Origin of the sequence: Massilia sp. Root351 (genome assembly GCF_001425045.1) — a bacterium.
Taxonomy (GTDB): Bacteria; Pseudomonadota; Gammaproteobacteria; order Burkholderiales; family Burkholderiaceae_D; genus Rugamonas.
The window spans coordinates 153,058-178,782 of record NZ_LMDJ01000004.1 but is presented as its reverse complement, the minus strand read 5'-3'; the positions used below and the strand labels follow the sequence as shown (position 1 = coordinate 178,782).

Here is a 25,725-nt window from a genome sequence, read left to right as displayed (position 1 = left end):
CGACATGAACAATCGCAACACAGCGCCCCCGGAGCAGCAAGCCCCGCAGCCCCCCCAGCCCGACCCGCGCCCCGAGCCCCCTGTCCCGCCCGAGCCGGGCGACTGCTGCCACAGCGGCTGCGCCTATTGCGTGGACGACATCTACCAGGACGCGCTGGACCAGTACCGCGCCGACCTGAAAGCCTGGCAAGAGCGGCATCCGTAACGGCGCTGGCCGGCTAGAACTCTTCCCATTCGTCCGCCGCCGGCCTGGCCGCCAGGCGCGCGGCTTGCGGCTTGCCGGCCGCGCGCGCCGGCGGCAAGGCCTTGGCCGGGGCCGCCTTGACGGCTGGCGCCGGCGCCGCGTGCGCCTTGCGCGCCGGCGGCGCGCCGGCGCCGGCCATGGCCGACGCGTTCAGCTTGAAGACGCTGACCACCTGGCTCAAGTGCGCCGCCTGGTCCATCATGGCCTCCGCCGCGGCGGCGGCCTGCTCCACCAGCGCCGCGTTCTGCTGCGTTACCTGGTCCATCTGCACGATGGCGGTGTTGACCTGCTCGATGCCGCTGCTCTGCTCCTGGCTGGCCGCCGTGATCTCGGTCATGATGTCCGTCACGCGCGCAATGCTGGCCACGATTTCATCCATCGTCGCGCCAGCCTGGTCCACCAGGCGCGAGCCGGCGTCCACCTTCTCCACCGAATCGCCGATCAGGGTCTTGATGTCCTTGGCCGCCGCCGCCGAGCGCTGCGCCAGGTTGCGCACCTCGCTTGCCACCACGGCAAAGCCGCGGCCCTGCTCGCCCGCGCGCGCCGCTTCCACGGCGGCGTTCAATGCCAGGATGTTGGTCTGGAAGGCGATGCCGTCGATCACCGCGATGATGTCGACGATCTTGCGCGACGATTCATTGATCGACGCCATGGTGCCCACCACCTGCCCCACCACGTCGCCGCCCTTGACGGCGATGCCGGAGGCCGACTGCGCCAGCTGGTTGGCCTGGCGCGCGTTGTCCGCGTTCTGCTTGACGGTGGAGGTGAGCTCTTCCATCGACGAGGCGGTCTCTTCCAGCGAGCTGGCCTGCTGCTCGGTGCGCGAGGACAAGTCCTGGTTGCCGGACGCGATCTGGCTGGACGCGGTGGCGATGGTGTCGGTGCCGCTGCGCACTTGCGCCACCAGCGCTTGCAGGCTGGCCGTCATGTCCTTCAGCGCCGCCATCAGCTGCCCGGTTTCGCAACGGCTCTTGACGTCGATTTCCCTGGTCAGGTCGCCGTCGGCCACCTGCCTGGCCACCGTCACGGCCTCCTGCAGCGGGCGCGCCACGATGCGCGCCACCCACATCGCCAGCAGCATGCCCAGCACCACCGTGGCCAGCAGCAGCAAGCCGATGGCCAGGCGCGCCTGGTCGTAGGTGGCGGTGGCAGCACCGCTGGCCTGGCTACCGCCGTCCACGTTGAGCTTGACCAGCTTGTTGAGCTGTTCATTGAGGCTGGTGATGGTCTGCGCCCCGGCGCCGGTGGCCAGCGCGCGCGCCTCGTCTTTCAGTCCCTTGCGCGACGCGTCCACCAGCTTGCCGCTGTCGCCGACGAATTGCTGCCACTGGCTCAGGAAGGCATCGTACTGGGCTTTCTCCTGCGGGCTGGAAATGAGTTTTTGATAGCGCTCGCTATCGGCCTGGAACACCGCCAGCGTATCGCTCATGCGTTTTTCGTAGGTGTCGTAAAAACCTGGCTCGCTGCTCAGGATGTGCAGCAACTGCCAGCGGCGGAAATCGCCCACGTCGATGCGCAGCGACATCACGGCCTGCACGCTGGGCATCCAGTTCTGCGCCAGCGCATCCGACGCCTGGTTGATGCGGCCCATGGCCGCAATGGCGTTCAAGCCCAGTATCAGCGCCAGCACTTGCACGGCGCCGAAAGACACGATCAGTTTGGTGGCGATCTTGAGGTTGTAAAACCATTTCATGGCATCTCCCTGTAGCGCATCGTCCGGAGAGCCAGTATAGTCCGATGGCGCCACGGCCTCCGCGCGCCACGCAACGGATTTACGCAGCACAACAGAGATGCGGTAAGCTGGCGTTTTCCCCACCGGACCCGCATCATGTGGAGACGCCGCAGCTTGACCCTGCTATTGACCGTACCACTGCTGCTGCCTTTGCTGGCCATGGCGGACGGCCGCCCCTTCCCGCCCAACGCCAAGCGCGGCAAGATGACGCCGGCCTGGCACCCGTCCATCATCATCGACGGCAAGACGCGCACGCTGTCGCCGGCGGCGCGCATCTTCAACCAGGAAAACACGATAGAAATGCCGGCCAGCCTGCGCGGCGAGAACCTGGTGGTGAACTACCAGGAAGATAGCGACGGCCAGATCCTGAACGTGTGGATACTGACCAGGGAAGAAGCCAGCCAGCGCCTGCCGGCCAGCAAGTAGGCCAACGATTACAGCAAGATGATGGCGGCGGCCAGCGCGATGATCAGGCCGAACTTGGTGGCCTTGTAGGCGGTCTTGTTCCAGGCCTTGTAGCGGCGGCGGTACTGGCCGGCCACATAGGACACCTTGAACAGCTTGCTTACCAGGCCGGTCTGGTCGCCCTGCTCGTTGGGCGAGGCGGCGGCCGTCATCATGGTGCGGCCCAGCCAGCGGTTGACCGCCTGCGCCCAGCGGTAGCGCATCGGGCGCTCGACGTCGCAGAACAGGATGATGCGGTCGCTCTCGCTGCCGTTGATGGCCCAGTGGATATAGGTCTCGTCGAACATCACGCCCTGGCCGTCGCGCCAGCTGTGGCGTTCGCCGTCCACGTCGATGAAGCAGCGGTCGTCGTTCGGCGTGGCCAGGCCCAGGTGGTAGCGCAGCGAGCCGGCAAACGGGTCGCGGTGCGGGTTCAGCTTGCCGCCCGGCGGCAGCTCGGCGAACATGGCCGCCTTCACGCTGGGAATGCCCTTCAGCAGCGCATAAGTCTGCGGGCACAGCTGTTCGGCGGACGGATGGCTGGCGTCGTACCATTTCAGGTAAAAGCGCTTCCAGCCGTTCTTGAAGAAGGAATTGAAACCGGCGTCATTGTTCTGCTCGGCAGCCTTGATCTTCTTCAGCGCCAGCAGGTTCTCCGCCTCGGCGCGGATGATCTGCCAGTTCTGCTGCAGCGGCTCTAGTTCCTTGAACTGGTCCAGCGCCAGGTAGGGCTTGGACGGCACCTTGGAAAACACATGCATGAACAGATTGATCGGCGCCATGAACGACGAATGGTCGAACAGCTGGCGCATGAACGGCAGGCGCACCTTGCCCCGGAAATGAATGTGAAAGATTGCTAATAAATAGAATGAAACCAGAGCCAATTTCATGGCGCCTCCAGCGTACGCAATCCGTCATGATATCGTCAAACAGCCGCTTTTGCCGAATCTTCGTAGGACGTATGCTTCAGGCTACAATGCTCTCATGGCAAGTAAAACTCCCAAATTCCCCGGTCCGCTGAGTGCGCGGGCGGCCGTGCTGGCGGTGCTGTTGTCGAACAGCGACCAGACCGGCGCCGAACCATTGCAGGGCCGCACCTCGCTGGCGGCCATCATCAAGGCGCTCAAGCGCAAGTATCACTGGCCGATCGAGGCCAGCAGCTTTCCCGCCAACACCGGCGACGGCCGCGCCACCTGGGCCACGGTGTACAGCCTGCCGCCCGCAGTCATTGCCGCCGCCCTCGACAACGGCGGCGCGGACTGGCTGGCAAGCCGCCGCCACGCCAGGCGCGGGGCCTGACCCCTTACCCGGCTACTTTGCCTGGCTGCTCTTGGCCGCCTTGCTGATGGCGCGGCAGCGCGCCGTGTTGCGGTTGGCCGCTTCGCAACGCGGCTTGGCGGCCGGCGCCACCTTGCGCACCGGTTTGGCCGCTGCCTGTTTGCGTGGTTCGCGCACGGCGCCGGCCTTGGCGGTCTTGGTTGCCTTGGCTGCCTTGGCGGGCGGCTTCGCCTGCTTGGCGGTTGCGGCCTTGGCCGCCGCCCGGGCAACAGCTTTCGGCTGGGCAGGCGCCGGCGCCGCCGGCAGCTGGACGGGAGCGACGGTGCGGACCGGCGGCGCAGCAGCACGGGCCGGGGCGGCGGCCGGACCCGCGAAGGCAGTGGCGGCGGCCGCGACGCCCCCGGCGGCGGTGATAGTGCCGCTGGCGGTCGTGCCGTGTGCGGCGGCCGGCATGGCTGCGGGCGCAGCGGCAGGCACGGCTGCCCCGGCGCCGGCCGGCATCGGCGGCGCCGGCACGGGATGCTGCGGTTCGGACGGCGCCACGAAGGCCGACGGTACCTCCCGGGGCGCAGCAATGGCTTGCACTTCGGGCGCCGGCAATGCCTTGGCGCTCATGCCCGCAGGCGCCGCCAAGGCCTTCGGTTCGGGCGGCCGGTGGCGCTGCTCTTGCGCCGTGTTGCCGATCCACACGATCGCCGCGATCAGGCCAGCGGCGGCGGCGCCGCCCAATGCCATCGTCTTCACCGGCAGCGCACGGCGCGCCGCAGCGGCGCTTGCGGCGGCGGGAGCGGCATCGGCGGCCGCAGGCGCAGCGGCGGCGCCGGCGGGCGGCGCCATCTGCGGCTCGGTATGGGATTCGCCGGCCTCAAGCCAGACAGGTTCGGCGGCTTCGGGCGCCGCAGCCACGGGCGGCGCGTCGCCGAAGGTGGGCTCGAGGCGCGGCGTAGTCTGCATCTTCATAGGTGTGAAATAGTCCGGAGGTAGCAAGAAAAAAGCGAACAGGACTCTACCACACCTGGCTCGCCGTGATCCGGGCGGATCGCCGCAAATGCCCGTATACTGCGCGCATGAACTTATATGCCCCGCAAACCACCCTCACCCTGACTGAACTGGCCGAGCGCTGGAACATGACTGCACAGCAGGTGCTGCTGATGTCCTCGCCGCACCCGCTGCCGATGTACTTCTACTATGACGGCCTGGTGTTCGACTTCGGCGACAAATGGCTGCGCGCCAGCGGCGACACCCGGGAAGTGCAAGACCTGGAAAGCCACCAGCAGCACCTGAGCTCGCTCGACATCGATTTGCAGCGGCAAGCCCTGCACAAGCGCGGCCAGCTCAAACTGTCGCAATGGGAAGAAGAACTGAGCGATGCGGAACTGCAGCGCCAGCATGCCGAAGCGGAGCGCCTGCGCAAGGAAGTAACGCGCCTGAGCACGCTACTCAAGGAACGCAGCGAGGAACGCCAGCGCCATGTGCGCAACGGCTTGCTGCGCGCGGCGCCGCGTACCCTGCACGACATCGCGCGGCACGGCGAGACCCGCTTTCCCCAGTTCGCTTTCCTGCCCGCGCGCCCCGAGCAGCCATCCGACCGCCTGCTGGTGGCCCTGGAGGATGGTTTCCCGCTCAAGCCGCTGCTGACCGTTGCCGACTTGGTGGTGGCAATGCACGACGTGAGCGCTGCCGAAGCGGCCCGGTAAAACACCAGCCATCGCCTACTGCCGCCGGTCGGCCAGCTGGCGGCGGCGTGCCGGTTCGTCGTTGAGGCAGATCGCTGCGTTGCGCGCGTAGCTGCGGCAGGCGCGGGCAAAACACGCGGCGGCGGCGTCTCCCGCCCTTTCCTTGCACTGTGCCAACCTGCGCTGGACGCCGGCCGTCACCGGTTTGCGCGCCGGTGCGGCGGCCTTGATGCGGCGCAACGGCGCAGCCTTGCCAGCCGCCCCGCCTTTCGCCCGCACCGCCGCGCGTTTGACGGGAAGCTGCGCCTGCTTGCCCTGCCTGGCCAGCGCAGCCCGCGCCTGCGGAGCGGGAAGGCTGGCGCCTGCTTGCGGCGCAGCCGCGGCCGGCTGCCCGGCAGCGGCGATAGCAACAGTGGCAGCGGTGGCGGCGGTGGCGGCACCAGTAACGGTTGCCGAGGCGGGGCGTGCAGGCTCACCTGGCGGCACGGCTTGCGGCGCGGGCGCGGCGAGCGCGACCGCCACGTCCTGCGCGCTTGCCACTTCCGGCAGCGGCGCCAGCGCCGGCTCGGCCCGCGCCGGCATGGCGGAGCGCGCCACCAAGGCAATCGCCTGGTCCGCCTGCAAGCTGCGCCACATCAGCGAGCTGGCGCCAGCCAGCGCCACCGCCGCCAGCACCAGCGCGCACCACAAGCCCAGCGTCCTCAACCGGGCCCGGCGCGCGTCGGCTGCGCCGCCCGCCAGCCCCGCCAGGCCAGCCATTCCCGCCAGGCCGGCCGGCCCGGCGGCCTGCGCCGGATCGGTCCCGCCTGCCGCGCCCGTCGACCTCTCCGCCGTGCCGTCCGTCTGCCGCATCTGCTGATCGTCCATGATCCACCCGAAAAAGAACCGTCTCAACCGCAGATTACTCAAACGCCGCAAAAGACGGCGCTTGCTAGTCGCCGCCGCTTGCGCGCCGGCGCTGGCCCTCCAGCCACGCCGGCGGCAACCGGCCCAGCAAGGGATCGTCGCGCCGCAGGCTGGCCCAGCTGGCGCCGCCGTCGCCGGAGTAGGTCAGCATATAGGGTTTGTCGTCGCCGTCCCCGGCCTGCGCGGCGGCCAGCCAGATTTCCCTGTCGTTGACCGCATAGCTGCTCACCAGCGAGGACAGCTGCGCCGGCAGCGGCACCTTGCGCCAGCTGCGGCCGTCGGCCGAGCGCAGCAGCGTCTGCTCGACCGAGCCGGTGATCCACCAGCCGCCCGACTTGGATGCCGCCAGCTCCACCAGCAGATCCGGGTTGCCCAGCGGCGTGCTGTGCGCCACCTTGCAGGACGCGGCGTCGATCAGGCTGGCGGTGTAGCCGGAGACCTTGCCGTCGGCGCCGAAGTGCGTGGCCAGGCCCACCACGCCACGCGGCGACGACGCGAACGCCACGTTGGCGTCCTTCATGGCCTGCAGCGCCGGCTTGCCGCCGCCCGCGTTGAGCTTGCGCAGCGGCAGCAGGCAGTCGCGCCCCGGTGCGGCGCTGCGGCGGAAACGGAATCCGCCCGCCTCCGGCGCCACCTGCACGCCATAAGGCAGCGCGATCACGCCCTTGCCGGCCGTTTGCAGCACGCGGCCGCTGAGCGCGTCGATCACGGTCCCGCCCGCGTAGATGCGGCCGCCGTCGTCGACCACCAGCGGCGGCCAGACCCGGCCGCCGGGCCGCACTTCCAGCTTGAGCGGCTCGTGCGCGTGGATCAGCATGCCGTGCTCATCTTCGGTAAAACCGGTGGCGCCGATGCGGTAATCGAACGCTGCCGTGACAGCGGCGGCAGTGGCGCAGTGGGTCAACACGGCGCAGCACAGAATGGATGCCGGTTTCATGCAGCCTCCCCGGACGGCAGCTTGCGCACCACGGTATCGGCCGGCGCCAGCGCGCGGCCCGTGTCATCCACCAGGCGCAGCTTCGGCACCGGCTGGCCGGTATCCTGGCGCACCAGCGTGGAATGTGGCTCGCCCGCGCGGTACAGGAACTGCTCGCTCCATTGGCGCAGACTGACCAGCAGCGGGAACAGGGCCTGGCCCTTGGCGGTCAGCACGTATTCGCCATACGCCGTGCCGTCCGAGGCCGGCGACACCGCCAGGATGCCGTGCCCGACCAGCTTGTGCAGCCGGTCCGACAGGATGTTGCGGGCCACGCCCAGGTTCTTCTGGAACGCGCTGAAACGGCGCACGCCGTCGAACGCGTCGCGCACGATCAGCAGCGACCACAGGTCGCCCACCACATCCAGTCCGCGCGCCACCGGGCATGCGTCCTGTTTCAGCGTTTTCCGCTTGGCCATCTCTTGCTCTCCTGATTTTCCACGGCTTAATGTGGTTGCATTTTAATACTGGATTGCTTACACTCGAAACTAGTTTTAATTTGAAACCAGTTTGGAGAAACCCATGCCCACTTGTTCGCGGCTGATGACGCTGCTGCTCGCTGTTTCCTGCGGCGTCAGCGTCGCCAATGTCTACTACGCGCAGCCGCTGCTGGACGCGCTGGCGCTTGAATTCGGCATCGCGCATGCCGCGCTGGGCATGGTGATCGCGGCCACCCAGCTGGGATCCGCGCTGGCGCTGCTGTTTGTCGTGCCCTTGGGGGATTTGCTGGACCGGCGCCGCCTGATGCTGGTGCAATTGGGCCTGCTGAGCGCGGCCCTGCTGGCCGTGGGCCTGGCGCCGGCCACACCGCTGTTGCTGTGCGGCATGCTGGCCGTGGGCCTGCTGGGCACCGCGATGACGCAGGGCCTGATCGCCTACGCTGCCGCCACCGCCGCGCCTGCGAAACGCGGGCGCATCGTTGGCACCGTGCAGGCCGGCGTGCTGATCGGACTGCTGAGCGCGCGCACCGTGGCCGGCCTGCTGGCCGACCTGGCCGGCTGGCGCGCGGTCTACTGCGGTTCGGCCCTGCTGGCGCTGCTGCTCGGGGCCATCCTGTGGCGCGCCCTGCCCCTGCAGACCGCAGCGGCGGCCGCCCCGCCATCGCCCGGCGAAGCCGGCCCGGCAGGCGGCATGGCGCCGCGCTATCTGCAACTGCTGCGCTCCATGCTGGCCATGCTGCTTACCGACCGCACGCTGCAGGTGCGCGGCATGATCGCCATGCTGATGTTCGGCGCGCTCAGCATCTTCTGGACCGCGCTGGTGCTGCCGCTGAGCGCCCCGCCGCATGCGCTGTCGCACACGGCCATCGGCGCCTTCGGGCTGGTTGGCGTGCTGGGCGCGCTGGCTGCCGCGCGCACCGGCAGCCTGGCCGATCGCGGCCTTGGCCAGCGCACCAGCGGCGCGGCGCTGGCCTTGCTGGCGGCCGCCTGGCTGCCGCTGGCATTTACCGGACAGTCGCTGTGGGCGCTGGTGGCCGGCATCATGGTGCTCGACCTGGCGGGACAAGCCATCCACGTGACCAACCAGAGCATGATCTTCAGCCGCCACCCGCAAGCGCACAGCCGCGTGGTGGCCTGCTACATGATGTTCTACGCCGCCGGCAGCGGGCTGGGCGCGCTGGCTTCCACGCGCGTGTACGCGTCGGCCGGCTGGCTGGGCGTGTGCGCGCTGGGCGCCGGCGTGAGCCTGGCGGCGCTGCTGTTCTGGGCGCTGACCCTGCGCAGCAGCCCGCAAGCCTGCCCGGCCTATTCCAGGTTGTCGTGATAGCCGCAGCCGCCGCGCTTCCAGTACGCCGCGGCGCGGATGGCGTGCTTGCCCAGGCCCTTGACGCCCACCAGCTCGTGCCGTACGGCCGCCATGGTGGCCGCCTCGCCCGCGCACCAGGCGTAGCCGTCGCCGGCCGGCAGCGGCCACGCCTGCACGGCGGCCAGTAATTGGGCGTCGCTGTCGACCCAGCGCACGTCGGGCGCCGCTTCGCCGGCGAACGCGCGGCGGTCGGCCGCATCCTCGACCTTCACGATGACCGTGGCGCGCGCGCCGCGCGGCAACTCTTCCAGGCGCCGCGCGATCGCGGGCAAGCCGGTTTCGTCGCCTACCAGCAAATGCCATGCGTAGTCCACCGGGATGATCAGCGAACCGCGCGGCCCGCCGATTATGACCTGCTGGCCAGGCGCGGCTTGCGCCGCCCACGCCGCGCACGGGCCGTCGCCGTGCAGCGCGAACTCGATCACCAGCTCGCCCGCCACCGGGTCGAAGCTGCGCGGCGTGTAGTCGCGCTTGGCGGCGTCCGGGCCGTCGCCGAGAATGAATTTGACATGGTCGTCGAAGGACGCGCTGTGGAAATCCTGTAGTGCGGGGCCGCCGAAGGTGATGGCGCGGAAATGGCTGCCGATGCTGCGCACGCTGACCACCTCGGCCTGGCGGATCTTGAGCTCGTGGCGCACGCGCTGCACACGGCTGACGGGAGAGTCTATACTCATGTCTTTACTTTTCCAATTGATTGACAATGTCACCCATCATCCCCGAATCAAATGACAATGTCAACCATTGCCGCGAGCAGCAGCAGGAGGCCGTATTGGAGCTGGTGCACACCATCATGCACCAGTACAAGAGCCGGCAATTCCAGGCCCTGCGCGACGGCCAGCACGAGCTGACCCATATGGAAGCGAAAGTGCTGGGCTATTTCGGGCACCACCCGGGCGCCACCCAGAGCGACCTGTCGCGCCATAGCGGCCGCGACAAGGCGCAGCTGGCGCGCCTGATCACGGCGCTGCGCGAGCGCGGCCTGCTGCAGGGCGAAGCCGATGCCGCCGACCGCCGCAACACCCGCCTGTCCCTGACCGACGCCGGCCGCGCCATCCAGCAGGCGGCCCAGCGCGAAGCGGAAATCCTCAATGCGCTGGCCGTGCGCGGCATGAGCGCGCAGCAGCAGCAAGCGCTGCTGGCATTGCTGCAGCAGGTGAAACTGAACCTGAACCAGGACTGAACCTGGACCAAGGCTGGCCGCGCCTGCCGGCAGCGCCCGGGCTGCGGGCTATTTGGCCGCTTTCACATGCCGCTGCAGGAAGTTCCGCATCAGCTTGCCGATTTCGGCGCTGTCCTCCTCCAGTGCGAAGTGGCCGGTGTTGAGCAGGTGCAGCTCGGCCTTCGGCAGGTCGCGCAGATACGGATGGGCGCCGGCGGGCGGGAAAATCTTGTCGTTCTTGCCCCACACGATCAGCATCGGCGGCTGATGCTTGCGGAAGTAGGCCTGCCATGCCGGATAGTGGCCGGGGTTGGTGCCGTAGCTGTAGAACATTTCCAGCTGAATGTCCTTATTGCCGGGACGGTCCATATAGGCCTGGTCCACCGTCCACGCGTCCGGGCTGATGTGCTGCACGTCGCGCACGCCTTCCGTGTATTGCCACTTGGTCGCACCGATCTCGAACAGCGGACGCAGCTTGGCGCCGTTGGCCTCGGACTTGTCGGCCCAGTACGCCTTCGCCGGCACCCAGAATTCATTGTCGATGCCCTCGTTGTAGGCGTTGCCGTTCTGGACCACGATGGCGCTCACCCGCTCCGGGTGCGCCGCCGCCAGGCGGAAACCGACCGGCGCGCCGTAGTCCTGCACGTACAGCGCATATTTGCTCACGCCGACGGCCTCGGTGAACTTGTCCACCACGCGCGCCAGGTTGTCGAAGCTGTAGATGAACTTGTCCATCGGCGGCATCTCGCTCTGGCCGTAGCCGGGATAGTCGGGCGCGATCACGTGGTAGCGGTCGGCCAGCAGCGGGATCAGGTTGCGGAACATCTGCGACGAGGTGGGGAAGCCGTGCAGCAGCAGGATGGTGGGCGCGTCCTTGGGGCCGGCTTCGCGGTAGAACACATTCACGCCGTCCACCTTCACGGTGCGGTAGCTGACGGCGGCCGTGCTGGCGACATTGGCGGCATGGGCGGATGCAGCCGCTTGGCCGGCCGGCGCGGCGTAGGCTGCATGAACCGCCAGCGCCACGGTCATCATTGCTGCGGCCTGGCGGAGGAATTGAGCGGTGCGCATGATTGGTATCCTTTTCGGTTGGTTGGCATTCGGAAGAATGTGAGCCCATTCTAGGAAGGCCGGCACCGGCCGGGAATCAGGCGCAGCGCAACTCACTGTTACGCTGACCGCAATTCCGCGCCGCGAAACTATCCATTGCGCCGCGCCATCTGGCTGGCCGCGCGCACCGCCGCTACAGTGGCCGCACCACTTAACCCGGAGACCGACATGAACAATTCTTCAGGCGCCGCGCTGGCGGCGGCAGCACTGGCATTTGGCGCCACCATCACCCCCGCCGCCGCGCAAGCCGCGCCGGTGGCCTACCGCACGGTTGCCGTGGACGGCGTCAACATTGCCTACCGCGAGGCCGGCGACGCCAGCAAGCCCACCATCGTGCTGCTGCACGGCGTACCCAGCTCATCGCGCATGTACGACGGCCTGCTGCGCAAGCTGGGAGACCAGTACCATCTGATCGCACCGGACTACCCCGGCTTCGGCAACAGCGACGCGCCCGACCCGGCCAGCTTCGCCTACACATTCGCGCACCTGGCGGCGGTGATGCAGAGGTTCACCGACGCGGTGGGCGCCACCCGCTACGTGCTGCTGATGCAGGACTACGGCGCCCCGGTCGGCATGCGCATGGCCATGGCCCGCCCCGCCGCGATCCAGGGCCTGGTGTTCCAGAACGGGAATGTGTATGAAGAAGGACTGGGCGCGATGTGGACCAAGCGCAAGCCGTTCTGGGCCGACCGCGCAGCCTACGAGAAGGACGTGATCGCCGTGCACCAGTCAGTGGCGGCCACGCGCGCGCGCCACATCGGCGACGACCCGAATGTGGAGGCTTACGACCCGGACTTGTGGATGGACGAGTACGCCTACCTGAACCGGCCCGGCCAGGCCAGAATCCAGGCCGACCTGATCTTCGACTACCAGAGCAACCTGGCTGCCTATCCGGCCTGGCAGGCGTGGCTGAAACAGCGCCAGCTGCCGACGCTGGTCGTGTGGGGCAAGCACGACCTGGCCTTCACCGTACCCGGCGCGCACGCCTTCCGCCGCGACAATCCGTCGGCGGAAGTACACATTCTCGATGGCGGGCACTTCGTGATGGACACCAGGCTGGACGAGGTGGCCAAGCTGACGGGCGCCTTCATGCGCAAGCTGGGCGCCGCGCCGGCGGGCGCCGCTATTCAGCCGTCGTCGGGTCGATGATTTCCCGCACTTGCGCGACGCTGTTGGCAGGAAAGCCGCCGCGTTTCGCATGCTCGCGCACCATCTCCTCGTTGGGTGCGTTGTAGATGCAGTAGATCTTGTCGTCGGTCACATAGCTGTGGACCCACTGTATGGTCGGACCAAGCTCGCCCAGCACGTTGCAGGACTTCTCGGAAATTGCCTTCAGTTCCGGCCTGGTGAGCTTGCCAGCCCCGGGAATTTCGCGTTCGATGACATATTTAGGCATTTCGTCACTCCTCTTGATTGGCAATCGGAATGCAGCAGAGACCATCTCAGCCTATCCCAAAGCAGGGAAATGTCAATCAGCTGGCGGCGGCAATTCCGGCAGGCAGGATCGGAAATTAATTGAAGGAAGCATCATCAGCATTCAACAAACCGTATCGTTAAATGGTTCAACGATGCCAACGGCTTCGGCCTCATCATGCCGGACGCAGCCGGCGCTGACCTGTACGCCCATTTCGGCGGCATCCAGTCGACCGGCTTCAAGATAATGTGCCTGCAGCACCGGGCCGATAGCGCGGGTCGCAGGCGTCCGATGATACCCGGCTGATTGCCGGGGTGATCGGTGAGTCAGCGTCTTGAATCAGCAAGCCCGCCGCGCGGGCTTTCATACGTCTGTCAGGGTCGGAGCACCAGGCTCAGGAATAAAAAAAGCCAACCCCGCAGGGTTGGCGTTCTTAATTGGTAGGCCCTCGCGGAGTCGAACCGCGCACCAAAGGATTATGAGTCCTCTGCTCTAACCAAGCATGAGCTAAGGGCCCGAAACTGATACTACAACGACCCGGCAGCATAGGCGCTGCGCGGGCTGTCGTCAAGTGCCTAGTTGCCTTCCAAGAAGCTTTTCAGCTTGTCGGAGCGCGAGGGATGGCGCAGCTTGCGCAGCGCTTTCGCTTCGATCTGGCGGATGCGCTCGCGCGTCACGTCGAACTGCTTGCCGACTTCTTCCAAGGTATGGTCGGTCGACATTTCAATGCCGAAACGCATGCGCAGCACCTTCGCTTCGCGCGGCGTCAGCGAGTCCAGCACATCCTTGACCACGCCGCGCATGGATGCGTGCAGCGCCGCGTCGGACGGGGCCAAGGTGTTGTTGTCCTCGATGAAGTCGCCCAGATGGGAATCGTCGTCGTCGCCGATCGGCGTTTCCATGGAGATCGGTTCTTTCGCGATCTTCATGATCTTGCGGATCTTGTCTTCCGGCATTTCCATCTTGATGGCCAGCGTGGCCGGATCGGGCTCGGCGCCCGTTTCCTGCAGGATCTGGCGCGAGATGCGGTTCATCTTGTTGATGGTCTCGATCATGTGCACCGGGATGCGGATGGTGCGCGCCTGGTCGGCGATCGAGCGCGTGATGGCCTGCCTGATCCACCACGTGGCGTAGGTCGAGAACTTGTAGCCGCGGCGGTATTCGAACTTGTCGACCGCCTTCATCAGGCCGATGTTGCCTTCCTGGATCAGGTCGAGGAACTGCAGGCCGCGGTTGGTGTACTTCTTGGCGATGGAAATGACCAGGCGCAGGTTGGCCTCGGTCATTTCGCGCTTGGCCTTGCGCGCTTTCATTTCGCCGGCCGCCATCTGGCGGTTGATGTTGCGCAGGTCCGGCAGCGGCAGCACCACGCGCGCCTGCAAGTCGATCAGGCGCTGCTGCAGTTCCTTGATGGTGGGGATGTTGCGGCCCAGGATGGCGCTGTAGGCATGCCCTGCGGACACTTCGCCGTCCACCCATTCCAGGTTGGTTTCATTGCCCGGGAAGACCTTGATGAAGTGGGCGCGCGGCATGCCGCACTTGTTCACCGCCACGTCCAGGATCTGCTTCTCGATGTGGCGCACTTCGTCCACCTGGCCGCGCAGGGTATCGCACAGCTTTTCCACCACCTTGGCGGTGAAGCGGATGCCCAGCAGCTCGAAGGAGATCGCTTCCTGCGCCTTGACGTAGGCTTTCGAGTTGTAGCCGTCCTTCTCGAAGGCGCGGCGCATCTTGTCGAACTGCTGCGAGATCATGTCGAACTTTTCCAGCGCAGCCTGCTTCATCTGCTCCAGCTGTTCGGCCGAGTAGCCGGCCGCGCCCGACGGGCTGGCGGCTTCTTCCTCTTCCTCTTCTTCCTCGGCTTCTTCTTCCTCGTCCTCGTCCTCTTCCTCCGAGGCGGCGGCGGCCGGCGCCGGCTCGCCTTCGCTCTCGTCAACCAGGCCGTCGACGATCTCGTCGATCTTGATCTCGTCGTTACGGATGCGGTCGGAGGCGGCGATGATCTCGGCGATCGTCACCGGGCAGGCGGAAATGGCCTGGATCATGTCTTTCAGGCCGTCCTCGATGCGCTTGGCGATCTCGATTTCGCCTTCGCGCGTGAGCAGCTCGACCGAGCCCATCTCGCGCATATACATGCGCACCGGGTCGGTGGTGCGGCCGAAGTCGGAGTCGACCGTGGACAGCGCCGCTTCGGCGGCCGCCTCGGCTTCGTCGTCGCTGGCGATGGTGGCCACGTTGTCCGACAGCAGCAGCGTCTCGGCGTCCGGCGCGTGCTCGTAGACGGCGATGCCCATGTCGTTGAAGGTGCCGATGATGCCTTCGATCGCTTCCGGATCGACGATGTTCTCGGGCAGGTGGTCGTTGATCTCGGCGTAGGTGAGGAAACCGCGTTCCTTGCCGAACTTGATCAGGGTCTTGAGTTTCTGGCGGCGGCGCTCGAGCTCTTCCTCGGTCGCTTCCGTGTCGGACGAGAAGGCGTCCTTCAGCAGCGCCTTTTCCTTGGCCTTGCGGTCCTTGGCCTTGGCCTTGTCGACCGCTTTCAATTCGGCGCGCTCGACCGCATTCAGCGCGGCGACTTCGTCGTTTTCGGGCTGGAATTCCTTCGGCTTGCGGCCGCGACGGCCCGGCACCTTCACGGAAGGCAGCACGTAGCCGGAAGTGTCGATGGCAGCCAGGGTGGCGGCATCCGTGGTCTGGCTGACCGCCGGCGGCGTGCTGGTAACACGCGTCTCCGGTTTGTCGGCCGTTTTGGCGGCCTTGGCGGTCACTTGGCTCGGCTTTACAGCCGCTTTGGATTCAGGTTTCTTTGTTGGCACAGGCGCTTTCGATTACACAACGACTTGCTTTACGGGTTAGGATAAAGTTCTTGCAACAATGCTACGAATACTTACACCTTCTGGCTCCCTGCGCAAACAGGAAACCGCCGCTGCCGGTCCAAACCCGGGACCGTGCTCGGCAGAAATTCTACTGTAGACAGCGCAAGGGGGCTAGATCCACGAATGTCCGGTGGCAGGCGCTGCACCTGAGCGGTTGCATATAGCGCCATCCGGCCAAACTCCGGCCCCGGCCGCCGATGTGGCGCGCATCGTCCCAGCGCCGCACCGATCAAGAGCCTAACTTACTGAAAACAAACAGAATTCCAAACTGAAACACCAAAGCTAAGCACTGAATACTTAGCGTTTTATTATAGCACGCCACTTTACAATTTCCAGAGCCCCCCGGGCGTGCGCTCATAGGGGAAGCCGGGCGCGCTAGCGGGCCGACAGCGCCGCTTCATCCTCCCGCGCCAATTGATCTTGCATGGCAGTAATTTCACGGTAGCGTACACCAATTTCGCTGGACGACAAGTTCGATGCGAACAACTGTGCCAGCTCGGCCTTCAGCGCGTCGCGGCGGATCTGGCGGATGGCGCTGCTCAGATACGTCTTGATGGCCTCGAAATCCGATTCCGGCTCGGCGGCGATCTCGCTGATGATGCCGTCGTACTCGCTGCCCTGCTCCTTCAAATGCTGCGCCAGCGCCGCGAAGCTGCCTTGCGGCCCCAGCGCGATGGCGGCCGCGATCAGCTGGTACAGCCGCTCGGCCGACTCGTCGCCGAAGTTGGCGAAGGCGGCCAGGCCGGCCTCGTCTATCGTGAAGGCCAGCGGCGGATGCGCCACCAGGTGCCGCACGATCTGCAGCTCCAGGCCCACCGGCTGCGGCCGGCTGCTGCGCTGCGGCGCCTTGCGCACTTCGGCCACCGGCTTGCTCAATTCATACAGCTGCTCGATCTCGCCCGGGCTGCTCTGCGTCATGGTCGCCAGGCCGCGCACGATCTGCAGGCGCAGCGCCGACGGCGTCATGGCCTGCAGCAGCGGCTTGGCCTCGAACTGCACGCGGGCGCGCCCTTCCGGCTCGCCCAGGTCATGCTCGGCCGACACCACCCGCAGCAGGAACTGCGACAGCGGCATGGCTTCGTGCACCTGCTGCTCGAAGGCCGGGGCGCCATATTCGCGGATATAGCTGTCCGGGTCGTGCTCGGCCGGCAGGAACAGGAACTTGATGGTCTTGTTGTCCGACACATGCGGCAGGCAGGCTTCCAGCGCGCGCTGGGCGGCGCGGCGGCCGGCCTTGTCGCCGTCGAAACTGAAGATCACCGTGTCAGTTTGACGCAACAATTTCTGCACATGGGTGCTGGTGCAAGCCGTGCCCAGGGTCGCCACCGACTGCGGGAAGCCCATTTGCGCCAGCGCCACCACATCCATATAGCCCTCCGTCACCAGCACGTAGCCCGCGTCGCGGATGGCCTGGCGCGCTTCGAACAGGCCGTACAGCTCGTGACCCTTGGAAAATAAAGGCGTTTCGGGAGAATTCAAGTACTTCGGTTCGCCCTGCTCCATGATGCGGCCGCCGAAGGCGATCACCTGGCCCTTGGTGTTGCGGATGGGGAACATCACGCGCTCGCGGAAACGGTCGTAGCGCTTGCGGTGGTTGCCTTCCTCGTCGACGCGGTCGATCACCAGGCCGGCCTCGACCAGGGCCAGCGCCTCGTAGTCGGGGAACACGGTCCGCAGGTTGTCCCAGCCGTTGGGGGCGAAGCCGAGCGCGAAGCGGGCCGCGATCTCGCCGGTCAGGCCGCGGCTTTTCAGGTAGCCGATGGCGTTGGGCGCCGAGCGCAGCTGGGACTTGTAGTAGTCGGCCGCGCGGCTCATGGCTTCGGACAGCGCCATGCTCTGGGCCTGCATCTGGGCGCGCTGGGCCGGCGGGATCTTGTCGTCCTGCTCGGGCACCACCATGCCGCAGTTCTGCGCCAGCTCCTTGACGGCGTCGACGAAGCCCATGCCGGAATATTCGATCATGAAGCCGATCGAGGTGCCGTGCGCGCCGCAGCCGAAGCAGTGGTAGAACTGCTTGGTCGGGCTGACCGTGAAACTGGGGGATTTTTCGTTATGGAAGGGGCACAGGCCCATGTAGTTGGCGCCGCCCTTCTTGAGCTGCACATAGCGCCCGACCACGTCCACGATGTCGACGCGGTTCAATAGATCGGAGATAAAGGATTGAGGTATCACGGCGATCAGTCTTGTTCTACATCAGAGGCTATACCGCCGCGCCCGGATCCGGCTTGATGCGGATCAAGCGGCGCGGCGGCCGGAAAAGCTTAGGCTGGGGTCAACGCTTTTTTGATCAGGCCCGACACCACGGCCATGTCGGCCTTGCCGGCCAGCTTGGGCTTGAGGATGGCCATGACCTTGCCCATGTCCTGCGGACCGGCGGCGCCGGAAGCGGCCACGGCGGCAGCCACTTCGGCAGCCACCACCTCGTCCGACAGGCCGGCCGGCTTGTAGGCCAGCAGCACCACCAGCTCGGCTTTTTCAATGTCGGCCAGGTCCTGGCGGCCGCCGGCTTCGAACTGGGTGATCGAGTCCTTGCGCTGCTTGACCATCTTGTCGATGATGGCCACCACCTGCTCGTCCGTCACGTCGATCTGCTCGTCCACTTCCTTGCGCTTGATCTCGGCCAGCATCAGGCGGATGGTGGCCAGCTTGCCGGCTTCCTTGGCGCGCATGGCGGCTTTCATGTCATCGGAAATCTGTTGTTTTAAGCTCATGCTCGTTCCTCACAGGGAAAAATGTGGCGCAAAAATGCGAAAACCCGCTGCGGCGAACCGGAGCGGGTATGCGACTGGACAGGACACCCCGCGGCGCGACGCCGTACTGCCGGGCTATCCTGAAGAATCAGTCTTAGAACAGTTTCTTAGGCAGTTGCTGGCTGCGGATGCGCTTGTAGTGACGCTTCACGGCAGCTGCCAGCTTGCGCTTGCGCTCTGCGGTTGGCTTCTCGTAGAACTCGCGTGCGCGCAGTTCGGTCAGCAGGCCGGTTTTTTCGATGGTGCGCTTGAAGCGACGCATGGCGACTTCGAACGGCTCGTTTTCTTTAAGGCGGATAGTGGTCATGTAAAAATTCAAACCGTTAGATTTTAGGAAGATAAAGATATTAGCAGTATTCGGCCAAATTGGGAAGACCTTTGGACGGAAAACCGGCTCGCCAGGCCAGTTTCACATGGAAACTGTCTGTTTTTGAGCAACCTTTTCGTCCTGCCAACATCTGACTCCGGGCGGAAAGCACACGCCGGGAATGCAATGATATCAGACTGCCTGGCCGGCCGCCACACCCGAAGCCCAGGCCCACTGGAAATTGTAGCCGCCCAGCCACCCGGTCACGTCCACCGCTTCGCCGATGAAGTACAGGCCCGGCACCCGGGTGGCCATCATGGTCTGCTGCGACAGTTCGCGCGTATCCACCCCGCCCCGGGTCACCTCGGCCTTGCGGTAGCCTTCGGACCCGTTGGGGGTGATGGTCCAGTGGTTGATGGCCGCGCCGAGTTTGCGCAGCGTGGCGTCCTGCATGTCGGCCAGGCGGGTGTCGCCGGCCAGGCCGTGCAGCTGCAGCAAGCCTTCGGCCAGGCGGGCCGGCAGCCATTGCGCCAGCACGTTGCCGAGCTGCTTCTTGACGGTCTGCTTGCCCTCGATCAGCGCCTGGGCCACGTCCATTTCCGGCAGCAGGTTGATGACGATGGGCGCGCCCGGCTGCCAGAAACTGGAGATCTGCAGGATGGCCGGGCCGGACAGGCCGCGGTGGGTAAACAGCAAGTCTTCGCGGAAACGGGCGCCGTCCGGATTGCGGCCCTTCAGCGTGCCGGTCTCCACGTCCACTTCCAGCGAGATGCCGGACAGCGGGGCGAACGGCGCCCAGGTGTCGGCGTCGAAGGTCAGCGGCACCAGCGCCGGGCGCGGCGCCACCATGCGCAGGCCGAACTGCTCGGCGACCTGGTAGCCGAAGGCGGAGGCGCCGATCTTCGGAATCGACAGGCCGCCGGTGGCGATCACCACGCTGTCGCATTCGATGTCGCCGGTGTCGGTGACGAGGAAAAAGCTGCCGTCGTCCAGCTGTTCGACGCTGCCGACCTTGGAGGGCATGCGCCAGTGCACGTCGCCGGCCGCGCATTCGGCCTTCAGCATGTCGATGATGCGCTCGGCCGAGTCGTCGCAGAACAGCTGGCCGCGGTGCTTCTCGTGGAAGGCGATGCGGTATTTCCTGACCAGCGCCACGAAGTCGGACGGGGTGTAGCGCGACAGCGCGCTTTTGCAGAAGTGCGGGTTCTCGGACAGGAAATTGGCCGGGCCGGCGTTGATATTGGTGAAATTGCAGCGCCCGCCGCCGGAAATGCGGATTTTCTCGGCCAGCTTGGCGGCATGGTCGATCAGCACCACGCGGCGCCCGCGTTTGGCGGCCTCGGCCGCGCACATCATTCCCGCCGCGCCCGCGCCGATCACTGCCACATCAAATTTCGCCATAACTGCTCCGATTCCGCTTCAAAACCGGCCATTGTACCCTGACGGGGACGGCACCGGCGGGGGCGCCTGCCGTCACAGGCTGCGCGCCACCCTGGCGCACTGCGCCACCTGCTCGGCGATGGAGGCCGGCACGGCGATGTCGCCGCGCAGCACGGCAGCGATCCAGGCGGCGGTGGCGGCCGCGCTCTTGTCTTCGGGCAGCACCACTTCCTGCTCGGCCGTGAGCTGCTTTTCCACCAGCACGGTGCGCTCGCCGCCGTGGAACCAGTCGATGCGCTGGCCCTTGTTGGCGTTGGCCACGGTCTCGCCTTCCGTGCCGCGCATCAGGAAGGCGTCGCCGCGGGCGGGGGCGGCCGCCGTGCTGAAGTATTCGCCCAGCATTTCCAGGTACTCGGGGTGGGTGTAGGACACCAGCCGCAGCGCCGGTCCGGCGAACGGCTGCATCATCTTCACCAGCGTGTGGGTGGAGTTGCGCACGCCCAGGATGCGGCGCAGCGACAGCATATGGGCCAGCTTGGGCGCCAGCGCGTCGATGGTGATGAAGGCCACCTTGCCGGCCGCCAGCGCCGCCTCGGCTTCGGCGTGGCCGCGCGCGGCGTGGATGCCCAGTTCGGCGAACACCTCGGCCGTGGCCACGCGGCCCAGGTCGTGCGCCACGCCGTGCACCAGCACCGGCACGCCGTCGCGCGCCAGCAGCAGCGCCAGCAGCGGGGTCAGGTTGGCCATCTTGCGGGCGCCGTTGTAGGTGGGGATCAGCACCGGCGCACAGGCGCCGGCCGGCGCCCGCAGCGGCGTGAACGAGGCTTCGGCCGCGTCCAGGAAACCGGCGATCTCGTCCACCGATTCGCCCTTGATACGCATGGCCAGCAGGATGCCGCCCAGTTCCAGGTCGGACACGCGTCCGTCCAGGATGGCTTGATACAGTTCGTTGGCGTCGGCGCGCGTCATGCTGCGCGCCCCTTTTTTGCCGCGTCCGATTTCCTTGATGAAATGCGCGGCCGGGTAGGGAGTGGGATGTGTGCTCATGCGGGAAGCTTACACCAAGGCTTGCCGCGGCGCGATTGCTGCAATGCAGCGCCGGCCCGCAGCGATCCTGCATTTCGGCTACACTTACAGGTCCCCCTGATCAAAATACAGAGTTGAGGCACCGAATCATGATCTCGCCAGATATCGAAAACGTAAACGTTACCAACTTCGCGTCCATGCCGACCCCGACGGCGCTGCACGCGAAACTGCCGCTGACCGACGCCGCGTCGGCCACCGTGATGCAGGGCCGCGCCGACCTGCGCGCCATCCTGGACCGCAAGGACAAGCGCCTGTTTGTCGTGGTCGGCCCCTGCTCCATCCACGACCCGGTGGCGGGCCTGGACTATGCGCGCCGCCTCAAGGCGCTGCAGGCCGAAGTGGCCGACACCATGCTGCTGGTCATGCGCGTGTATTTCGAGAAGCCGCGCACCACCACCGGCTGGAAGGGCTATATCAACGATCCGGACATGGACGACTCCTTCCGCGTGGACGTGGGCATGGAAAAGGCGCGCCAGTTCCTGCTGGACGTGTGCGAACTGGGCCTGCCGACCGCGACGGAGGCGCTCGACCCGATCTCTCCGCAGTACCTGGGCGACCTGATCGCGTGGACCGCGATCGGCGCCCGTACCACCGAGTCGCAGACGCACCGCGAAATGTCGTCCGGCCTGTCGACCCCGGTCGGCTTCAAGAACGGCACCGACGGCGACATCGGCATCGCCATCAATGCGATTTTGTCGGCCGCCAATCCGCACGCCTTCCTCGGCATTAACAGCGAAGGCAATGTGTCCATCGTGCGCACCCGCGGCAACGCCTACGGCCACGTGGTGCTGCGCGGCGGCGACGGCCGCCCGAACTACGATTCGGTGTCGGTGGCGATTGCCGAGCAGGCGCTGGCCAAGGCCAAGCTGCCGGCCAACGTGGTGGTGGACTGCTCGCACGCCAACAGCTACAAGAAACCGGAACTGCAGCCGCTGGTGATGACGGACGTGGTCAACCAGATCACGCACGGCAACCAGTCGCTGGTGGGCGTGATGATCGAGTCGAACATCGTGGCCGGCAACCAGAAGATCCCGGCCGACCTGGGCGAGCTGAAGTACGGCTGCTCGGTGACCGACGGCTGCATCGACTGGGACACCACGGCCGACATGCTGCGCAAGGCGCACGCGGAGCTGCTGAAGCGTCCGTGACGGGGCGGCGGGTGACGCGGCTTGGCCGCCAACCCGCCCCACCCGCCCTAGGTCCAGGAATTCGCCCCCACGTGCGGGGCAACCCCGAACGCCCCCGCCAACGCCGCTTCCGCACGGCTGGCCGGGGCGTTCAGTTCATTCAGGTCCAGGAAAATCTTGCCCTCCTCCAGCTTGACGGCGTAATGGCGCGCGCCGCCGTCGAGGATGGCGAAGACCTGGTCGTCCAGCGTGCGTATCACCGCCACGCCGGGCAGCTCCTGCCACGCCAGCCCGCGCGGCACCAGGCGCATGCCCTGCGGCGGGATGTCTTTCAGCTTGCAGATCAGTTTCCAATACTCAGCCATGGTTCAGGCTCCTTCGGGTTGCATGTTTCCGATGAAGCAAGACCGATGCCAGCCTTGGCAAGCTGAGCCGCATTCCCGCACCTTCGGGGTCTGACCCCGAAGGTGCGGGAATGCGGCTCAGGCTGCTTGGCCGTGCGCCCTGCGGCGGTGCGGCGCGGGCCCCTTTGGTGCGGGCCGGGCGCGCTTTCCATTACAATGGCGGATTCCCCTTTCACTTTGCACTGTTCCAATGATCGTTCTCGGCGTTGAATCTTCCTGTGACGAAACCGGCCTGGCGCTGTATGACACCGAGCGCGGCCTGCTTTCCCATGCCCTGTATTCCCAGGTCGCCATGCACGAGGAGTACGGCGGCGTGGTGCCCGAGCTGGCCTCGCGCGACCATATCCGGCGCGCCATCCCGCTGCTGGAGCAGTCGCTGACGGGCGCCGGCAAGCAGCTGGCCGACATCGACGCCATCGCCTACACGCAAGGGCCCGGCCTGGCCGGCGCGCTGCTGGTGGGCTCGTCGATCGCCTGCAGCCTGGGCATGGCGCTGGACAAGCCGGTGCTGGGCGTGCACCACCTGGAGGGCCATTTGCTGTCGCCGCTGCTGGCCTCGCAGCCGCCGGCGTTCCCCTTCATCGCGCTGCTGGTGTCGGGCGGCCACACGCAGCTGATGCGGGTAGACGGCGTGGGCCAGTACACCCTGCTGGGCGAGACGCTGGACGACGCGGCCGGCGAAGCGTTCGACAAGTCGGCCAAGCTGCTGGGCCTGGGCTATCCGGGCGGCCCGGCCATTTCGCGCCTGGCCGAGTTCGGCGACCCCACAGCCTACAAGCTGCCGCGCCCGATGATGCACACCAAGGATTTCAACTTCAGCTTCTCCGGCCTGAAGACGGCGGTGCTGACGGTGGTGAAGAACCACGAAGAAAAAGTGATCGCCAACATCTGCGAGCAGGACAAGGCCGACATCGCGCGCGGCTTTGTCGACGCCATCGTGGAGGTGCTGACGGCCAAGTGCGTGTCGGCGCTCAAGCACACCGGCCTGAAGCGGCTGGTGATCGCCGGCGGCGTGGGCGCCAACGCGCAGCTGCGCGCGTCGCTGAACGCGGCGGCGGCCAAGAAGAAGTTCAAGGTCTACTATCCGGAGCTGGAGTTCTGCACCGACAACGGCGCCATGATCGCCTTTGCCGGCGCCATGCGCCTGATGATCAACCCGGACGCGGCGCAGAAGGACTACGCCTTCAACGTGCGCCCGCGCTGGCCGCTGGATGAGCTGAAGGTTGTTTGAGAACGGCGCCGCGCGCATTGGCCGACGCAGGGCGGGCCAGGCGGCACGCCGCAACCCGCCGCAGCGCTCAGGCGGCCTTCTGCGCCGGCCGTCCCTGGCGGTGGTACAGGAACTCCAGCACGCTGGTGCGGTAGTCGATGTAGAGCGGGTCCTGCGCCAGCGCCAGGCGCTCGCGCGGGCGCGCCAGGCGCACCTGCACGATGTCGCCGATGGTCGCCGCAGGGCCGTTGGTCATCATCACGATGCGGTCCGACAGCAGCACCGCCTCGTCCACGTCGTGGGTCACCATCACCACCGTTGAACCGGTGGCCGCCACGATGCGCAGCAGCTCGTCCTGCAGGTGGGCGCGCGTGAGCGCGTCCAGCGCACCGAACGGTTCATCCATCAGCAGCACTTTGGGCTCCATCGCCAGCGCGCGGGCAATGCCGACGCGCTGCTTCATGCCGCCCGAAATTTCATGGGGACGCTTGCCCGCCGCCGCCGTCAGGCCCACCAGCGCCAGCGCGGCCCAGGTGCGCTCCTGCAGCTGCTTGCTGTTCTCGCTGGCGCTGAAGACGCGCTCCACCGCCAGGTAGACGTTCTCGTAGCAGGTCAGCCACGGCAGCAGCGAATGGTTCTGGAACACCACCGCGCGCTCCGGCGACGGCCCGGCGATCTCGCGGCCGTTGCACAGCAGGACGCCGCCGGTGGCGGTGGTCAGGCCCGCGATCAGGTTGAGCAGGGTGGACTTGCCGCAGCCGGAGTGGCCGATCAGCGTGATGAATTCGCCCTGCTGCACCGCCAGGTTCACATTGGCCAGCGCATGGAACTGGCCCTTCTTGGTGTTGAACACCATCTCGGCGTTGCTGATGTCGATGAATTTGTTCGCGCTCATATCAGTTCTCCACTTGTTCGTAGGTGAAGGCTTGGGCCAGCGACACCAGCGCCCATTCCAGCAACAGTCCGACTATGCCGATCACGCCGATGGCGATCAGGATGTGCGGCACGTTCAGGTTGTTCCATTCGTCCCAGACCCAGAAGCCGATGCCCACGCCGCCGGTCAGCATTTCGGCCGCGACGATCACCAGCCACGCGGTACCGATGGCCAGCCGCACGCCGGTCAGCATGTAGGGCAGGACGGACGGCAGCAGGATCTTGGTGACGATCTTCCATTCCGACAGGCTCAGCACCCGCGCCACGTTCATGTAGTCCTGCGGCACGCGCTGCACGCCGACGGCGGTGTTGATGATCATCGGCCAGATCGAGCAAATAAAGATCGACCAGATGGCGGCCGGATCGGCGGCCTTGAAGACCAGCAGGCCGATCGGCAGCCAGGCCAGCGGCGACACCGGTTTCAGCAAGCTGATGATGGGGCTGAACATGCCGTACATGAACTTGAAGCGGCCGATGATGAAGCCAAGCGGGATGCCCACCAGCGCGGCCAGGCCGAAGCCGATGCCCACCCGCTGCAGCGACGCGAGCACGTTCCAGCCTATGCCCTGGTCGTTCGGCCCCTTGCGGTAGAACGGGTCCGAGAACAGCTTGACCGCCTCCTCCCAGGTGGCCCAGGGCGTGGGGAAGCTGCTGTTCTTGGCGGCCAGGATCTGCCACGCCAGCACCAGCAGCGCCAGGCCGATCACGGGCGGCAGATACTTCATCACGAAGGGCCGCAGGCGCGCGCTGCCCGATTCCAGCTTGATGCCCTTGGCGGCGATGCGCTCGCTGCGCGCCGGCTTGGGCGGCGCCTCGTCATTGGCTGCTGCGGCTATGGCCGCAGGCACTGCGGCGGCTGTGGCTGGTGCGGCGGCGATATTGTGCAGGACTGCGCTCATGGCTGCTC

Annotated in this window: 28 protein-coding genes and 1 tRNA gene; 10 read left to right on the top strand and 19 right to left on the bottom strand. The window is 66.4% G+C overall.

Annotation, left to right across the window (positions count from 1 at the left end; translation table 11 throughout):
• Positions 1 to 4 precede the first annotated feature (4 nt).
• The gene (locus ASD15_RS08980; RefSeq protein ID WP_057154508.1) at positions 5 to 205 is read left to right on the top strand and encodes an oxidoreductase-like domain-containing protein; all 201 of its coding nucleotides are present in this window, start codon (positions 5 to 7) and stop codon (positions 203 to 205) included.
• Positions 206 to 218: 13 nt separating this feature from the next.
• Here ASD15_RS08980 and ASD15_RS08975 read toward each other — a convergent pair whose 3' ends face one another.
• The gene (locus tag ASD15_RS08975) at positions 219 to 1,937 is read right to left on the bottom strand and encodes a methyl-accepting chemotaxis protein (RefSeq protein WP_057154507.1); all 1,719 of its coding nucleotides are present in this window, start codon (positions 1,935 to 1,937) and stop codon (positions 219 to 221) included.
• Positions 1,938 to 2,090: 153 nt separating this feature from the next.
• Between ASD15_RS08975 and ASD15_RS08970 the strand changes: the two genes are divergently transcribed.
• Positions 2,091 to 2,402: a hypothetical protein gene (locus ASD15_RS08970; RefSeq protein ID WP_229418120.1), complete on the top strand. Its 312-nt coding sequence runs from the start codon at positions 2,091 to 2,093 to the stop codon at positions 2,400 to 2,402.
• Between the two features lie 8 nt (positions 2,403 to 2,410).
• Here ASD15_RS08970 and lpxO read toward each other — a convergent pair whose 3' ends face one another.
• Complete coding sequence (gene lpxO / locus ASD15_RS08965; RefSeq protein ID WP_057154505.1) at positions 2,411 to 3,310, bottom strand: lipid A hydroxylase LpxO; 900 nt, start codon at positions 3,308 to 3,310, stop codon at positions 2,411 to 2,413.
• A gap of 94 nt (positions 3,311 to 3,404) precedes the next feature.
• On the opposite strand from lpxO, the gene ASD15_RS08960 reads away from it, so the two are divergent.
• Entirely contained in the window at positions 3,405 to 3,719 is a 315-nt protein-coding gene (locus ASD15_RS08960) for a hypothetical protein (protein ID WP_057154504.1), read from the top strand.
• A 12-nt stretch (positions 3,720 to 3,731) separates the two neighbouring features.
• Here ASD15_RS08960 and ASD15_RS08955 read toward each other — a convergent pair whose 3' ends face one another.
• Positions 3,732 to 4,658, bottom strand: coding sequence for a hypothetical protein (locus ASD15_RS08955; protein ID WP_057154502.1), 927 nt, complete (start codon positions 4,656 to 4,658; stop codon positions 3,732 to 3,734).
• Between the two features lie 107 nt (positions 4,659 to 4,765).
• Here ASD15_RS08955 and ASD15_RS08950 point away from each other — a divergent pair, with 107 nt between their 5' ends.
• Positions 4,766 to 5,395, top strand: coding sequence for a hypothetical protein (locus ASD15_RS08950; protein WP_057154500.1), 630 nt, complete (start codon positions 4,766 to 4,768; stop codon positions 5,393 to 5,395).
• Positions 5,396 to 5,410: 15 nt separating this feature from the next.
• Here ASD15_RS08950 and ASD15_RS08945 read toward each other — a convergent pair whose 3' ends face one another.
• The 3 genes from ASD15_RS08945 to ASD15_RS08935 all read right to left on the bottom strand — a co-directional run bounded on the left by ASD15_RS08945 (position 5,411) and on the right by ASD15_RS08935 (position 7,675).
• Positions 5,411 to 6,241 carry a hypothetical protein gene (locus tag ASD15_RS08945; RefSeq protein ID WP_057154498.1) on the bottom strand — a complete coding sequence of 277 codons (831 nt, stop codon included), beginning with the start codon at positions 6,239 to 6,241 and terminating at the stop codon, positions 5,411 to 5,413.
• A gap of 64 nt (positions 6,242 to 6,305) precedes the next feature.
• Positions 6,306 to 7,217: a hypothetical protein gene (locus tag ASD15_RS08940; protein ID WP_157200868.1), complete on the bottom strand. Its 912-nt coding sequence runs from the start codon at positions 7,215 to 7,217 to the stop codon at positions 6,306 to 6,308.
• Positions 7,214 to 7,675 (bottom strand): helix-turn-helix domain-containing protein, encoded by a 462-nt coding sequence (locus tag ASD15_RS08935; protein WP_057154495.1) that lies wholly within the window; start codon positions 7,673 to 7,675, stop codon positions 7,214 to 7,216. Before ASD15_RS08935 ends, ASD15_RS08940 begins: the two co-directional genes overlap by 4 nt.
• 103 nt (positions 7,676 to 7,778) lie before the next feature.
• On the opposite strand from ASD15_RS08935, the gene ASD15_RS08930 reads away from it, so the two are divergent.
• Positions 7,779 to 9,020 carry an MFS transporter gene (locus ASD15_RS08930; protein ID WP_057154493.1) on the top strand — a complete coding sequence of 414 codons (1,242 nt, stop codon included), beginning with the start codon at positions 7,779 to 7,781 and terminating at the stop codon, positions 9,018 to 9,020.
• Here ASD15_RS08930 and ASD15_RS08925 read toward each other — a convergent pair.
• Positions 9,002 to 9,736, bottom strand: coding sequence for a siderophore-interacting protein (locus ASD15_RS08925; protein WP_057154492.1), 735 nt, complete (start codon positions 9,734 to 9,736; stop codon positions 9,002 to 9,004). The genes ASD15_RS08930 and ASD15_RS08925 overlap by 19 nt on opposite strands.
• Positions 9,737 to 9,762: 26 nt before the next feature.
• Between ASD15_RS08925 and ASD15_RS08920 the strand changes: the two genes are divergently transcribed.
• Positions 9,763 to 10,242, top strand: coding sequence for a MarR family winged helix-turn-helix transcriptional regulator (locus ASD15_RS08920; RefSeq protein WP_057154491.1), 480 nt, complete (start codon positions 9,763 to 9,765; stop codon positions 10,240 to 10,242).
• A 48-nt stretch (positions 10,243 to 10,290) separates the two neighbouring features.
• Here ASD15_RS08920 and ASD15_RS08915 read toward each other — a convergent pair whose 3' ends face one another.
• On the bottom strand, positions 10,291 to 11,292 hold the full coding sequence (locus ASD15_RS08915) for an alpha/beta fold hydrolase (RefSeq protein ID WP_082551688.1): 1,002 nt from the start codon (positions 11,290 to 11,292) through the stop codon (positions 10,291 to 10,293).
• Between the two features lie 207 nt (positions 11,293 to 11,499).
• Here ASD15_RS08915 and ASD15_RS08910 point away from each other — a divergent pair, with 207 nt between their 5' ends.
• Positions 11,500 to 12,480, top strand: a complete 981-nt coding sequence (locus ASD15_RS08910) for an alpha/beta fold hydrolase (RefSeq protein WP_057154487.1) — start codon at positions 11,500 to 11,502, stop codon at positions 12,478 to 12,480.
• Here ASD15_RS08910 and ASD15_RS08905 read toward each other — a convergent pair.
• Positions 12,455 to 12,727 carry a DUF4242 domain-containing protein gene (locus tag ASD15_RS08905; RefSeq protein WP_057154486.1) on the bottom strand — a complete coding sequence of 91 codons (273 nt, stop codon included), beginning with the start codon at positions 12,725 to 12,727 and terminating at the stop codon, positions 12,455 to 12,457. The genes ASD15_RS08910 and ASD15_RS08905 overlap by 26 nt on opposite strands.
• A 153-nt stretch (positions 12,728 to 12,880) precedes the next feature.
• Here ASD15_RS08905 and ASD15_RS31595 point away from each other — a divergent pair, with 153 nt between their 5' ends.
• Positions 12,881 to 13,051, top strand: coding sequence for a cold shock domain-containing protein (locus tag ASD15_RS31595; RefSeq protein ID WP_157200877.1), 171 nt, complete (start codon positions 12,881 to 12,883; stop codon positions 13,049 to 13,051).
• 132 nt (positions 13,052 to 13,183) lie between these two features.
• Here ASD15_RS31595 and ASD15_RS08900 read toward each other — a convergent pair.
• The 7 genes from ASD15_RS08900 to ybiB form a co-directional block, all read right to left on the bottom strand.
• Positions 13,184 to 13,262 (bottom strand) — tRNA-Ile (locus tag ASD15_RS08900).
• 58 nt (positions 13,263 to 13,320) lie between these two features.
• Complete coding sequence (gene rpoD / locus ASD15_RS08895) at positions 13,321 to 15,513, bottom strand: RNA polymerase sigma factor RpoD (protein WP_229418119.1); 2,193 nt, start codon at positions 15,511 to 15,513, stop codon at positions 13,321 to 13,323.
• A gap of 483 nt (positions 15,514 to 15,996) precedes the next feature.
• A complete protein-coding gene (dnaG, locus tag ASD15_RS08890; RefSeq protein ID WP_057154482.1) occupies positions 15,997 to 17,793 on the bottom strand; it encodes a DNA primase in 1,797 nt (598 codons plus the stop codon).
• An 89-nt stretch (positions 17,794 to 17,882) separates the two neighbouring features.
• Positions 17,883 to 18,332 (bottom strand): GatB/YqeY domain-containing protein, encoded by a 450-nt coding sequence (locus ASD15_RS08885; protein ID WP_057154480.1) that lies wholly within the window; start codon positions 18,330 to 18,332, stop codon positions 17,883 to 17,885.
• A 133-nt stretch (positions 18,333 to 18,465) separates the two neighbouring features.
• Positions 18,466 to 18,678 (bottom strand): 30S ribosomal protein S21, encoded by a 213-nt coding sequence (rpsU, locus tag ASD15_RS08880; RefSeq protein WP_008451879.1) that lies wholly within the window; start codon positions 18,676 to 18,678, stop codon positions 18,466 to 18,468.
• 192 nt (positions 18,679 to 18,870) lie between these two features.
• Complete coding sequence (locus ASD15_RS08875) at positions 18,871 to 20,079, bottom strand: NAD(P)/FAD-dependent oxidoreductase (RefSeq protein ID WP_057154478.1); 1,209 nt, start codon at positions 20,077 to 20,079, stop codon at positions 18,871 to 18,873.
• 72 nt (positions 20,080 to 20,151) lie between these two features.
• Positions 20,152 to 21,105, bottom strand: coding sequence for a DNA-binding protein YbiB (gene ybiB, locus ASD15_RS08870; protein WP_057154476.1), 954 nt, complete (start codon positions 21,103 to 21,105; stop codon positions 20,152 to 20,154).
• Between the two features lie 128 nt (positions 21,106 to 21,233).
• On the opposite strand from ybiB, the gene ASD15_RS08865 reads away from it, so the two are divergent.
• On the top strand, positions 21,234 to 22,292 hold the full coding sequence (locus tag ASD15_RS08865) for a 3-deoxy-7-phosphoheptulonate synthase (RefSeq protein ID WP_057154474.1): 1,059 nt from the start codon (positions 21,234 to 21,236) through the stop codon (positions 22,290 to 22,292).
• 47 nt (positions 22,293 to 22,339) lie between these two features.
• Here the strand turns inward: ASD15_RS08865 and ASD15_RS08860 are convergent, their stop codons facing one another.
• Entirely contained in the window at positions 22,340 to 22,636 is a 297-nt protein-coding gene (locus ASD15_RS08860; RefSeq protein WP_057154472.1) for a hypothetical protein, read from the bottom strand.
• Positions 22,637 to 22,865: 229 nt separating this feature from the next.
• Here ASD15_RS08860 and tsaD point away from each other — a divergent pair, with 229 nt between their 5' ends.
• Positions 22,866 to 23,906 (top strand): tRNA (adenosine(37)-N6)-threonylcarbamoyltransferase complex transferase subunit TsaD, encoded by a 1,041-nt coding sequence (tsaD, locus tag ASD15_RS08855; protein ID WP_057154470.1) that lies wholly within the window; start codon positions 22,866 to 22,868, stop codon positions 23,904 to 23,906.
• A 67-nt stretch (positions 23,907 to 23,973) separates the two neighbouring features.
• Here the strand turns inward: tsaD and ASD15_RS08850 are convergent, their stop codons facing one another.
• Positions 23,974 to 24,780 carry an ABC transporter ATP-binding protein gene (locus tag ASD15_RS08850; RefSeq protein WP_057154468.1) on the bottom strand — a complete coding sequence of 269 codons (807 nt, stop codon included), beginning with the start codon at positions 24,778 to 24,780 and terminating at the stop codon, positions 23,974 to 23,976.
• Position 24,781: 1 nt separating this feature from the next.
• Positions 24,782 to 25,717, bottom strand: a complete 936-nt coding sequence (ntrB, locus tag ASD15_RS08845; RefSeq protein ID WP_057154467.1) for a nitrate ABC transporter permease — start codon at positions 25,715 to 25,717, stop codon at positions 24,782 to 24,784.
• Between the last annotated feature and the right edge of the window lie 8 nt (positions 25,718 to 25,725).